The organism is Pseudomonas sp. Z003-0.4C(8344-21) (genome assembly GCF_900104975.1).
Taxonomy (GTDB): Bacteria; Pseudomonadota; Gammaproteobacteria; order Pseudomonadales; family Pseudomonadaceae; genus Aquipseudomonas; species Aquipseudomonas granadensis.
Genome location: NZ_LT629756.1, coordinates 2,908,889 through 2,921,203 on the forward strand (window position 1 = coordinate 2,908,889; position 12,315 = coordinate 2,921,203).

8 protein-coding genes are annotated in these 12,315 nt (G+C 62.1%); 3 read left to right on the forward strand and 5 right to left on the reverse strand.

What is annotated here, in order from left to right; all coding sequences use genetic code 11:
- Positions 1-339 precede the first annotated feature (339 nt).
- The gene (locus tag BLU24_RS13380) at positions 340-1,857 is read left to right on the forward strand and encodes a sensor domain-containing diguanylate cyclase (protein ID WP_093100937.1); all 1,518 of its coding nucleotides are present in this window, start codon (positions 340-342) and stop codon (positions 1,855-1,857) included.
- Here the strand turns inward: BLU24_RS13380 and BLU24_RS13385 are convergent.
- The 4 genes from BLU24_RS13385 to BLU24_RS13400 all read right to left on the reverse strand — a co-directional run bounded on the left by BLU24_RS13385 (position 1,849) and on the right by BLU24_RS13400 (position 8,023).
- Positions 1,849-4,311, reverse strand: coding sequence for a PAS domain-containing protein (locus BLU24_RS13385; RefSeq protein WP_093100939.1), 2,463 nt, complete (start codon positions 4,309-4,311; stop codon positions 1,849-1,851). The genes BLU24_RS13380 and BLU24_RS13385 overlap by 9 nt on opposite strands.
- Positions 4,312-4,433: 122 nt before the next feature.
- Positions 4,434-5,972, reverse strand: coding sequence for a cryptochrome/photolyase family protein (locus tag BLU24_RS13390; protein ID WP_093100941.1), 1,539 nt, complete (start codon positions 5,970-5,972; stop codon positions 4,434-4,436).
- A 153-nt stretch (positions 5,973-6,125) separates the two neighbouring features.
- Complete coding sequence (locus BLU24_RS13395) at positions 6,126-7,250, reverse strand: alkene reductase (protein WP_093100943.1); 1,125 nt, start codon at positions 7,248-7,250, stop codon at positions 6,126-6,128.
- 95 nt (positions 7,251-7,345) lie between these two features.
- Complete coding sequence (locus BLU24_RS13400) at positions 7,346-8,023, reverse strand: type 1 glutamine amidotransferase domain-containing protein (RefSeq protein WP_093100945.1); 678 nt, start codon at positions 8,021-8,023, stop codon at positions 7,346-7,348.
- A 212-nt stretch (positions 8,024-8,235) separates the two neighbouring features.
- Here BLU24_RS13400 and BLU24_RS13405 point away from each other — a divergent pair, with 212 nt between their 5' ends.
- Both BLU24_RS13405 and BLU24_RS13410 read left to right on the forward strand, forming a co-directional pair.
- Complete coding sequence (locus BLU24_RS13405; RefSeq protein ID WP_093100947.1) at positions 8,236-8,820, forward strand: TetR/AcrR family transcriptional regulator; 585 nt, start codon at positions 8,236-8,238, stop codon at positions 8,818-8,820.
- 144 nt (positions 8,821-8,964) lie between these two features.
- Entirely contained in the window at positions 8,965-11,091 is a 2,127-nt protein-coding gene (locus BLU24_RS13410; protein ID WP_093100949.1) for a TonB-dependent siderophore receptor, read from the forward strand.
- 251 nt (positions 11,092-11,342) lie between these two features.
- On the opposite strand, the gene BLU24_RS13415 is transcribed toward BLU24_RS13410, so the two are convergent.
- On the reverse strand, positions 11,343-12,299 hold the full coding sequence (locus tag BLU24_RS13415; RefSeq protein ID WP_093100952.1) for a 2-hydroxyacid dehydrogenase: 957 nt from the start codon (positions 12,297-12,299) through the stop codon (positions 11,343-11,345).
- Positions 12,300-12,315: the final 16 nt, after the last annotated feature.

Consider the following 12,315-nt stretch of genomic DNA (forward strand, 5'->3'; position numbering starts at 1 on the left):
GCCAGGATCGATCCCGTAGCGAAGGGACCCGAGCCTGCGAGGGCCGTACGTAGGAGCAAGCCTTTTTGGGTACTTTTTCGGCGTCTGGAAAAAGTGCCTCGCCGTAAGGGCGAAACCCTAAGCCGCCGTTACCGCAACAACGGATATGTACCCAAACCACACCGCCTGAAAGAAACCCATCGCTTGCAGACAATCTCCCACAGGATATTGCGCAGGATGATGCTGCGCGTTGCCTGGACTGCTTGTATCCTTGCCCCAGCCGAGGACATACGGTCGCTGTCAGGGCCTCGGTCCGCTGACGGCAGGAACGGGAAACCGGACTTTCCATAAGGTACTTTCGTGAAGCGTGATACCCACCTCGTCATCCTCCTGTTACTGGTGATCGGCTGTTCCCTGGCGTCCTTGACCATCTGGAAAGTCCTCGCTTCGCGCGAGCGTGCGCTGGAAGAAATCGACGTCCACAGCCTGAACCTGACGCAAGCACTGGCGACCTATTCCGAAGGCATCGTCCGCCAGAGTTCGCTGTTGTTGCTCGGCCTGGTCGAGCGCCTGGAAACCGAAGGCAGCGGCCCGGCACACATCGAGCGCTTGCGCACGTTGATCAACCATCAACAACCGCTGATGCCGCAACTGAGCGGCATCACCATTTACGACCGCCACGGCCATTGGCTGATGTCATCCAACCGGCCGATTCCCCAAGGCGCCGACAGCAGCGACCGCGCCTATTTCATTCATCACCGCGACGACCCGAGCCGCGAGACGTTCATCGGCCCGCCGATCCGCAGCCGCAGCAATGACGAGTGGGTGATCACCGTCAGTCGCCGCTTCAATGACGATCAGGGCGCGTTCGCCGGGGTGGTCGCGGTGACGCTGGGCGTGCAGAACTTTTTGCGTCTGTTTGGCAAGCTCGATGTCGGTCAGGACGGCGCGATCGGCCTGTCGTACACCGACGGCACGCTGCTGGTGCGCTACCCGTTCCGCGAGCAGGACATGGGCCGCAACTTTTCCCAATCGCCGATCTACGCCAAATATCTGGTTGAGCGTTCGGTGGGCACCGCGTCGTTTACCTCCAGCCTGGACGGCGTTGAACGCCTCTATGCGTTTCGCAAAAGCCAGAAACTGCCGCTGATCACCACGGTCGCCCTCGGCAAACATGAAGCCCTCGCGGCGTGGCGCACGGAGGCCTTGCTGTCAGCGGTGGTGGTCGCCAGCCTGTTGGGGCTGACCGGTATCATCGGCTGGTTTCTGTATCGCGATATTCGTCGGCGCACCCAGATCGAAGAAGAGTTGCGGATCGCCCAGCAGCAGTTGCTCGGCTCCAATCGACAACTGGAATTGCTGGCGATGAAGGACGCGCTGACCGCGCTGGCCAACCGGCGCTGCTTCGATCAGACCCTCGCCACCGAAGCGCGCCGGGCCCAGCGCGACGGCGGCTCACTGGCCTTGCTGATGATCGATCTGGATTACTTCAAGTTGTATAACGATGCGCTCGGGCATGTCGCCGGCGACGCGTGCCTGCAGGCAGTCGGCAAACTGCTGGAAGACTCGGTGCGGCGACCGTCGGATCTGGTCGCGCGCTACGGCGGCGAAGAGTTCGCGGTGATCATGCCCGACACCGACGCGGAGGGTGCGGCGGTGGTGGCGCAACTGCTCGTTGATCGCCTCAGGCAGGAACATCTGCCGCATCCCTCCAGCCCACTGTCCCGGGTCAGCGTGAGCATCGGCGTTGCCGCTGGGCAGGGGGCGCAACTGGATGCCGTGCAAAGCCTGATCGAATCCGCCGATCAGGCGCTGTATCAAGCCAAAGCCGCCGGACGCAACGGCTTCGCTGCGTACCGCGGTGAACCCTCACTCTAAGGGTGCGGCCATCAGCCCACTGACCCGTGACACCAACGTGTCGACCGCAAAGGGTTTGGTCAATACCTGCATGCCCGGCCCGAGCTGGCCATTGCCGATCACCGAGTTTTCCGCGTAGCCGGTGATGAACAGGGTTTTGAGCTGCGGGCGGATTTGCCGTCCGGCATCGGCCATCTGCCGACCGTTCATGCCGCCCGGCAGGCCGACGTCGGTGATCAACAGATCGATCTTCGCGCCGGAACGCAGCACTTCAAGCCCTTCGAGGCTGTCCGCCGCTTCGAGCAGGCTGTAGCCGAGGTCTTTGAGAATGTCCTTGAGCAGCAGGCGCACCGACGGCTCGTCGTCAACGATCAGGATGGTCTCGCTGGCCTTGGCAAACGGCGTGCTGGTGCTCTGCGCGTCGTCATTATTGCGTTGCGCCGCGCCGCGATAACGCGGCAGGTAAATGCACATTTCGGTGCCTTGGCCGACCTGCGACTGCACCCGCACCTGACCGCCGGATTGCTTGGTGAAACCGTAGATCATCGACAGCCCCAGCCCGGTGCCTTGACCCAATGGCTTGGTGGTGAAAAACGGATCGAAAGCCTTGGCCATGACTTCGGCGCTCATGCCGGTACCGGTGTCGGTGACGCACAGGCACAGGTACTGACCGGCGGGCATGTCCAGCGCCCGCGCGGCTTCGGCATCGAGCGTACGATTGGCGGTTTCGACGATGATGCGCCCGCCATCGGGCATCGCATCGCGGGCGTTGATGCACAGGTTGAGCAGGGCGTTTTCCAGTTGGCTGGCATCGACCAGCGCCGGCCACAGATCGGCGGCGACCACGGTTTTCAGGCGAATGCTCGGTCCGACGGTGCGCTGGATCAATTCGGTCATGCCGGCGATCAGCGCGTTGACTTCTGTCGGCCGCGGATCGAGGGTCTGACGCCTGGAGAATGCCAGCAGTCGATGGGTCAGGGCGGCCGCCCGCTTGGCTGCGTCCTGAGCGATTTCCATGTACTTGCCGATGTCCTGCAGTCGACCTTGACTGACCCTTTTGTCGACCAGCTCAAGCGAGGCGCAAATCCCCGCGAGCAGGTTATTGAAGTCATGGGCGAGGCCGCCGGTGAGCTGACCGACCGCTTCCATTTTTTGCGATTGGCGCAGCTTTTCTTCGGCCTGCATCAACTCGGCGGTGCGTGCCGAGACCCGTTGTTCGAGGGTGTCATTGAGTGCGCGCAGAGCGGCGGTGGCGCGGTCGCGCTCGGCCTCGACATTGCGCCGCTCTTCGACATCGATGAGCACCCCGGGAAAACGCAGCGGCGTGCCGTCCTCGGCGCATTCGACGCGGCCATTGGCTTCGATCCAGGTGTATTTGCCGTCGGCGCCGCACACGCGGTACTGATGCGAATAGGCACCGCCACGGGCGATCACTTCGTTGATCGCGGCGATCAGTCCGTCACGGTCGTCGGGGTGGACGCTGATGACTATCTGCTCAAGGCTCAGGCCATCGCGGCCCAGCGCCGGGTCGAGATTGAATACCCGGGCGAAGGCTTCATCGACGGAAAAACCATCGGAGGGCAGGTGCCAGTGCCAGGTGCCGATGATCGCGCCGGCGGCGAGGGCCAGTTGCACACGCTCAATGTTTTCGCGGGCCACGGCCTCGCTGACGCGCAGCCGTTCCTGGGCATTGCGGCGTTCGGTGACGTCATTGAACAGAATTGCGATCTGCCGATCGGCCGGCTCGCCAACACGCACGGCGCGCACGTCGAACCAGCGTTCGAAGGTATTGGCATAGTTTTCGAAGTTGGCCGGTTCACCGGTTTTCGCCACATGGCCGTAGGTCTCGAACCAGAACCGTTCCAGATTCGGCGCAAACTCGGTGACCCATTTGCCGCGTAGATTGACCCCGGCCTGACGCTCGAACGCCGGGTTGGCTTCGACGAAGAAATAATCGATCGGCTGGTCGTCGGCATCGAATTTGACCTTGACGATGGCAAACGCCGCTTCGATGGTTTCGAGGATTGTGCTGAAGCGTTCTTCGCTCAGGCGCAGTGCATTTTCCGCGCTGCGCGAGCGGGTCAGGTCGAGCATCGCGCCGATCATCCGCTCAGGCTGACCGGCGGCGTCGCGGATCAGATGACCGCGATCGAGGACTTCGGCGTAGGAACCGTCGTGGCAGCGAAAGCGGTACTCGGCGCTCCAGGTGGTGCCTGTGCCGTCGATTGCCGAGCGAATCGAGGTGGTCACTCGGCCACGGTCTTGAGTGTGGATCTGCGCAAAACGCCAGTCGCAGGTCGGCTCGATGGCCTCGGCGACGTAGCCGTAGGCCTGTTGCAGTGAGTCGTTCCAGACGATCCGGTCGGTCTTTAGATCCCAGTCCCAGACCGCGTCGCAGGTGGCTTCCACGGCTAGGCGCAGGCGCGTGACCTCGGATTCGAGCTGCTCGCGAGAAAGCTGTTTCAGGACATCCACTCCTCATGCCTTATTGATGGTCGGCTCAGCATTCGAACGGCACGCCGCAACGAACCTCCATGAGCCTGACGCTGTGTGAGCATTGACCCGGAGCGCCACATTTAAGTTGCACGGCCGCGCAGTTATAACGCATCGCCGTTATCCAGCCGCTCGAGCAGGCTCTGCCCGCGTTGCCACAGCGCCTGCTGCTTGGCCAGCGGCATGCGGTCGAGATTTTTGTACATCATGCTCATCCGCTGATTGCCGCGCAGCAGATCGCCGTGGCGCATCAGGAAATGCCAGTACAGGGCGTTGAACGGGCAGGCGTTGTCGGCCGTGGTTTCGCGTACCGAGTAGGCGCAGTCGCGGCAGTAGTCGGACATTCGGTTGATGTACTGGCCGCTGGCGCAGTACGGCTTGGAACCGAGGTAGCCGCCGTCGGCATGCATGACCATGCCGAGGGTGTTGGGCAACTCGACCCAGTCGAACGCGTCCATGTAAATCGCCAGGTACCAGTCGCAGATCTGGCGCGGCGCGATGCCGGCGAGCAGGGCGAAATTGCCGGTCACCATCAGTCGCTGAATATGGTGGGCGTACGCGTGCTGGAGGCTTTGACCGATGGCCTGGCGCATGCAGTTCATTTGCGTGGCGCCGGTCCAGTAGAACTCCGGCAGGGCACGCTGATTGGCGAAGACATTGCCGTCGGCGTACTCAGGCATTTTCAGCCAGTACACGCCACGCACGTATTCGCGCCAGCCGATCAATTGGCGAATGAAGCCTTCGGCGGCATTCAGGGCAATCGCGCCGGACCAGTACGCAGATTCGACGTCGCTGCACAGCTGGCGCAGATCGAGCAGACCGATGTTCAACGCAGCGCTGATGCGGGCGTGGAACAGGAACGGCTCGTCGCTGGCCATCGCATCCTGATAGTCACCGAAACCGGCTAGACCATAGTCGAGAAAACAAGCCCAGAGTGACTGCGCGTCGGCGTGGGTCACCGGGTAATTGAAATCGTCGAGGCTGCCGTAGTGACTGGCGAAACGCGCAGCGACCAGCGCCAACACGTCGTGTGTGATCGCGTCGTTGGCAAAGCGCGCGGGGTAGGGTGGCTTGGCGCCTTTGGGCAGGGCTTTGCGGTTGTCGCTGTCGAAGTTCCAGGCGCCGCCGACCGGGGTGCCATCACCGTTGAGCAGCAGGCGGCTTTTGCGGCGCATGTCGCGGTAGAAATACTCCATGCGCAGCTGTTTCTTTCCGGCGGCCCAGGCGCGGAATTCATCGCGCGAACAGAGGAAACGCTGGTCGGCGTGCCAGTGAATGGGCAGTCCGCAATCTTTCACTGATTGTTCCAGACGCCAGTCGCCGCATTCAGTGAGGTGCACTTGCTGCGCTTGCAAAAGCGCCTGCCAGCGCTTGAGTTCGCCGGGCACCGAGCCGCTGTTCTGCGGGTCGTCGAGGGTGACGTAATGCACACGAATGCCCTGGTCTTGCAGGGCCTTGGCGAAGTGGCGCATGGCGCTGAAGATCAGCGCGATCTTTTGCGGATGGTGGGCGACATGGGTGGCCTCTTCCATGACCTCGACCAGCAGCACAGCGTCGTGCTCGCGGTCGAGATCGGCGAGGCAAGCGAGGTCGAACGACAACTGGTCGCCCAGCACCAGACAGAGCCGATGGGTGGTGTTCATGTGCACGGATTCAGGTGAGGAGCAGCAACGGGTGCTCGGCCAGGGTTTGGTTGTTTAGCTACGAATACTTATACAGATTGTAGATCGTGTATAGATATTTGCGCGCTATTGAACGAAAACCTGCGGTGCCTGAATTGTGCACAGATCGCCGGGTTAGCCGCCGTATGACGGGTAGTCGGTATAGCCTTCAGCGCCACCACCGTAGACGGTCGCCGGGTTCAGCACATTCAGCGGCCAGCCGTTGGCGATGCGCGCCGGCAGGTCAGGGTTGGCCATGAACGGACGGCCGAACGCGACCAGATCCGCCAGGCCAGATTCCAGCAAGCGCGCGCCGGATTCGGCGGTATAGCGCCCGGCATAAATGATCGCGCCGCTGAAGGTGTCGCGCACGGCCTGACGGAAAGTCACGGGCATTTCGGGGGCGTTGTCCCAGTCCGCTTCGGCGATGGACAGATAGGCGATGCCCACGTCCTCAAGGATCTTGATCGCTTCGATGTAGGTGGTGTGCGGATCGTCTTCGACCAGGCCCAGATACGTCCGCGCTTCATCAGTGGTGGTGAACAGCGGCGCGAAGCGTACGCCGACCTTGTTCTTGCCAATGCATTCGGCGACGCCGGCGACCACGTCACGCAGAAAGCGCAGGCGATTGTGCAGCGAGCCACCGTATTGATCGTCGCGCAGGTTGCTGTGCGCCGAGATGAATTGATTGACCAGATAACCATTGGCGCAGTGCAACTCGATGCCGTCGAAACCGGCGTCCATCGCATTGCGCGCGGCCTGGATATACAACTGCACCAGTTCTTCGACTTCCAGCGTGCTGAGTGCACGCGGCGCCGAAGGGCTGACCAGCTCACCGGCGCCGGGCGCGGTTTCGATGAATACGCTCACCCGATCGGTCGCCACCGCGGAGGCCGATACGGGGGCCGCGCCATCGGGTTGCAGTGCGTTGTGCGAGACCCGGCCAACGTGCCACAACTGGGCGAAAATAACCCCGCCTGCGCCATGCACGGCCTCGGTGACCTTGCGCCAACCGGCGATTTGCTCAGAGGTATGGATGCCCGGCGTCCACGCATAACCCTGGCCGCGCGGTTCGATCTGCGTGCCTTCGGTGATCAGCAGGCCGGCGCCGGCACGTTGCTGGTAATACTCGGCCATCAGCGCGTTGGCGACATTGCCCGGTTGCGTGCTGCGCTGGCGGGTCAGGGGCGGCAGGACGATGCGATTTTTCAGGGTGTGACCGCCAAGGGTGACGGGGTTAAAAAACGGGTTGTGCTTCATGGAGTGACCTTGAGTAATTAGACCAGTCGACTATTAATCGAATGAAAAAAAACGCCGCGCTAACCGCGCACGGCGTTCCTGGGGCTTTGGCGTACTTAGCCGAGCAGTTTCAGCAGTTTCTCGGCAACGGCGGCGGAGCTGGCCGGGTTCTGACCGGTGACCAGTTGCCCGTCGGCAACCACGTGTACCTGCCAGTCAGCGACTTTCGAGTATTGACCGCCCAGACGCTGGAACTCGTCTTCGATCAAGAACGGCACGACGTCAGTGAGGCCGACCGCTGCTTCTTCAGCGTTGGTAAAACCGGTGACGTTGCGGCCCTTGACGATTGGCTGGCCGTCCGCCCGTACCACGTGCAGCAGCACGCCCGGTGCGTGGCAGACAAAACCGTGCGGCTTGTTGGCGCGGTCGAAGGCTTCGATCAGGGCGATCGAATGCTTGTCCTCGGTCAGATCCCACAGCGGGCCGTGGCCGCCTGGGTAGAACACCGCATCGAAATCTTCTGCGCTGACCTCGGCCAGGCGTCCGGTGTTTGCCAGTGCCTGCTGGGCGGCCGGGTCCTGGCGGAAGCGATCGGTTTCAGCGGTCTGCGCGCCGGGCTCATCGCTTTTCGGATCGAGCGGTGGTTGACCACCGGCCGGCGAGACCAGCGTGACGTCGGCACCGGCGTCCTTGAAGGCGTAGTAGGGGGCGGCGAATTCTTCCAGCCAGAAACCGGTTTTCTTGCCGGTGTTGCCGAGTTGATCGTGAGAGGTCAGCACCATCAGGATTTTCATAAACGCACCTTTGTGTAGGTCAGGTGTTTCGTGGGAGAGGGATTCGCCCATCGCTGGCACCCGGCAGAAATCGTTTGTCGGGGCGCAGCATAGATCTCAATTAGACCAGTCGTCTAGTAATTTTTTATCTTTGGTTTTTTCGGTGTGAGGTATGGCAAACTCGCCTTCCTTCTCAGCATACGACTGGTCTATTGCCAGCTAATTCGCGCCCCATGAAACCGACCTACGACGACACCCGCCAACATTTGCTCGACACCGGCCACCGGATGATGGCCGAGAAGGGCTTCACCAGCGTTGGCCTCAACGAGATCCTGCAGACCGCCGGTGTGCCCAAGGGCTCGTTCTATCATTACTTCAAATCCAAAGAGCTGTATGGCCAGGCGCTGCTCGAGGATTACTTCGTCGGCTACCTCGCCGACATGGAACGGCGCCTGACGCTGCCGGGGCTCAACGCCTATGAGCGGCTGATGGATTACTGGCAGGGCTGGCAGAACCGCTGCACCCTCGAAGGCCACGGCGATGAATGCCTGGTGGTGAAACTCAGCGCCGAGGTCGCCGACCTCTCCGAGTCGATGCGCCTGACCTTGCGCGATGGGGCCGAGCGCGTGGTATCGCGCATCACCGAATGCCTCGAACAGGGCCAGGCGGACGGCAGCGTGCCCAAGGGCGATGCCCGGCATCTGGCGGAAACCCTGTATCAACTGTGGCTGGGCGCCAGCCTGTTGAACAAGTTGCAGCGCACCGGGCAGTCGCTGCAAACCTCGATGGCGATGACCACGTGGCTACTGGGCCACTGATTCGAAACGCTGCGGGTCAGCAATCCTGACCAATATGACAAATAAGAATAAGTTTCAATTACGCATTGCACTGGTATACCATGCGCGCCGTTTCGCTGGCAGTTCTGCCATCCGTTCTGGCCTATTCGTAAAGGTTTCCTTTTCATGCGTCGTACTCTGCTTTCCATTTGCGTGCTGCAGGCGTTGTCTTCTTCTTCGTGGGCCGAACAGGCTGTTAACGCACCCTCAGTGCTTGAGCTGGACGCCACCGATGTGGTCGGCACGGCAGATTACGAACGGGCCGACGGCCCGGTGCAGGGCTATCGCGCGACGCGTTCGGCCAGTGCCACGCGCACCGACACGGCGATCCATGAAACCGCGCAATCGATCAGCGTAGTGACCAAAGATGCGGTCGAGGACATCGGCGCGACGCGCTTGCAGGACGCCCTGGATTACGCCGGCGGCGTCGGCCGCGCGAACAATTTCGGCGGCCAGGGCCTGACCACCTTCACCGTGCGCGGCTTCACCACCGGCGAGTTTTACCGCAACGGTTTCCCGATCAACCGCGGCTATCCGAACATGCCCGACGCCAACACCATCGAGCGTCTGGAAGTGCTGCGCGGCCCGGCCACCACGCTCTACGGCCGCGGCGATCCCGGCGGCACCTTCAACGTGGTGTCCAAACAGCCGCTGGCCGAGCGCACCGTCACGCTGGGTAGCCAGCTCAGCGATCAAGGCATGCAGCGCGGCACCCTCGACGCTTCCGGGCCGCTCGATGAAGAAGGCCGCCTGGCCTATCGGCTCAACGTGGTGGGCGAGGGCGGCGATACCTTTCGCGACCACGTCGAGACTGAACGCTACGGCATCACGCCGGTGCTGAGCTGGCAGGCGACCGATGCGACCAAGGTGATTTTCGAAGGCGATTTCATGCGCAACAATGCGCCGCTCGACCGTGGTGTGACGCGCTATCCAAAGCAGATCGGCACCGCCTCGCGCGACACTTTCTTCGGTGAGAAGGACGTCGGCAAACTGCACAATGACAACAACATGGCCCAGTTGCGTTTCGAGCACCTGCTCAACGACGACTGGACCCTGGGCGGCGGTTTCCAGTGGCTCGACGGTTCGCTTAAAGGCAACGCGATCGAGGCCAACGGCATCGCCGCAGACGGTCGCACCCTGGGGCGCAACTTCAACTACCGCAAGCTGGAATGGACCGACAAGGACACCCAGCTGAATCTGACCGGGCACTTCAGCACCGGCGGTCTGCAGCACACCTTGCTCACCGGCATCGAATACGAAGACTACGACTACAAGTCGATCATCCAGCGCTCCAGCGGTGCGGTCGGTGCCTACCCGATCGACATCTTCGATCCGGTCTACGGCCAGCCGCGCCCGGCCCTGACCCGCACGCCGACCCACGACAAGGAAAACCTCAAGACCTACGCCGCCTTCGTGCAGGATCAGGTGGCGTTGACCGAGCGCCTGAAAGTGCTGGCCGGGGCGCGTTTCGAGCGTTTCGAACACGACTATGAAACCTACGTGCCGGGCGGCAAGAGTTGGCAGGCGGCGGATAACGCGGTGACCCCGCGACTGGGCGTGACCTACGATCTGACCGAAACCCTCGCGATTTACGCCAACACCGCGCGCTCGTTCAAACCCAATACCGGCGCCAGCCGCGTCGGTGGCGGCTTTGCCCCGGAGAAAGGCAAATCCTATGAAATGGGCCTCAAGTGGGAGGCGCTGGATCATCAGTTGAGCATCGACGCGGCGATCTACCAGATCGAAAAACGCAACGTGCTGACCACCGACCCGGTCGACTCGACCTTCAGCGTCGCCGCAGGCGAGGTGCGCAGCCGTGGTTTCGACCTGAACGTCGCCGGCAACCTCACCCCGGAATGGCGGGTCATCGGCGGCTACGCCTATGTCGATGCCGAAGTGACCAAGGACAACACGATCCGCTCCGGCACCCGCTTGCTGAACATTCCGCAAAACAGCTTCAGCCTGCTCAACGTCTACGAATTCCAGGACGGCGCCCTCAAAGGCCTGGGCCTCGGTACCGGGCTCAAGTATGTCGACGAACGCGCCGGGCAGACCGCCAATACCGCGTTTTCGATGGACAGCTACACGGTGGTCGATTTGCTGGGCTTTTATAAAGTCAACGACAAGGTCCGGCTCAACCTTGATCTGAAGAATCTGTTCGATCGTGATTATGAGGAAGGAGCGTTCGGCAACGTCTACGCCTATCCGGGCGCGCCGCGGACGGTGCAGGTGGGGATTTCGTATACCTTGTGAGGTGGTTTGGGATCTGCGTGAACAGCGGCCCCTCACCCCAGCCCTCCCGAAACGTCGGACCGCCCAGAGGGAGCCGACCGTGGTATCTGAGGCCATGCATAGACCTGCGACACCGAGTCGATTATCGAGCTTGGCGGTTATGGATTCACCTTCGCTCTCTCAGGTCGGCGTAACACGCCAATATCCCCGGATCGGTTCCCTCTCCCTTGGGAGAGGGCTAGGGTGAGGGGCTGCCATTTCAGCCGCGGCGCTTACCCGGTGACACACCCCTGCGGCACCTTGCCGGCAAAGCTGTCGAGCAGGCTGGCAACCACCATTTCGCCCATGCGCGTACGCGTCTGCAAGGTGGCGCTGGCGCGGTGCGGTTGCAGCACCACCTGTTCGTTGGCGAACAAGGCTTCTGGCACATTCGGCTCATCGACAAACACATCCAGCCCGGCCCCGGCGATCTCGCCGGCCGTCAGCGCCGCCAGCAGGTCCGCTTCGTTGACCAGTTTGCCGCGCGCCACGTTGATCAAATACCCGCCCTTGCCCAACGCTTGCAGGACGTCGGCATTGATAATCGCTTCAGCCTTGTCGGCGGCGGCGGCGAGAATCAGCGCGTCGCTGTCGCGGGCCAGTTGTTTAAGATCGGCGACGAAGGTGTGGCTGACATCGCTCATCGGCTGCAGATCGGTGTAACTGATCGGGCAGCCGAACGCGGCGGCGCGGCTAGCCACTGCACGACCGACCCGGCCCATGCCGACGATGCCGATGCGCATGCCCGACACCTGTCGCGCCAGTGGCAGCGGCGCCAGCGGCGTCGGGCTGTGCGGCCATTCACCCGAGCGCACGTAGCGATCGCTGGTGCACAGGCCACGGCACACCGCGATCAGCAAACCGATGGCGAGGTCGGCGACGTCTTCGGTCAGCGCGCCAATGGTTGCTGTAACGCGAATACCACGATCGCGGGCGTACGCCAGGTCGACCGCATCGGTGCCGACCCCATTGACCGCCACCACTTCCAGTCGCGGCAATTGCGCCATCAGGGCCTGGCTGATGCCGGTGTGCCCGCCGGTGACCACCCCGCGAATATTGGCGCCATGCTCACGCAAATAGGCGGCTTTGTCGGCCTGCTGGAAATAGCGTCTGACGGTGAACAGTTCATCGAGACGGGCATTGATTTCAGGAATCAGAATCGGGCTCAACTGCAAGACTTCGGGCTTCATGTAAACCTCACTTACC

Bases quoted from the DNA above. Each gene is read 5' to 3' on its own strand.
- BLU24_RS13395 (WP_093100943.1), bottom strand. From the start codon at position 7,250: ATGAAGCACAACCCGTTTTTTAACCCCGTCACCCTTGGCGGTCACACC.
- BLU24_RS13410 (WP_093100949.1), top strand. From the start codon at position 8,965: ATGCGTCGTACTCTGCTTTCCATTTGCGTGCTGCAGGCGTTGTCTTCT.
- BLU24_RS13405 (WP_093100947.1), top strand. From the start codon at position 8,236: ATGAAACCGACCTACGACGACACCCGCCAACATTTGCTCGACACCGGC.
- BLU24_RS13415 (WP_093100952.1), bottom strand. From the start codon at position 12,299: ATGAAGCCCGAAGTCTTGCAGTTGAGCCCGATTCTGATTCCTGAAATC.
- BLU24_RS13400 (WP_093100945.1), bottom strand. From the start codon at position 8,023: ATGAAAATCCTGATGGTGCTGACCTCTCACGATCAACTCGGCAACACC.
- BLU24_RS13390 (WP_093100941.1), bottom strand. From the start codon at position 5,972: ATGAACACCACCCATCGGCTCTGTCTGGTGCTGGGCGACCAGTTGTCG.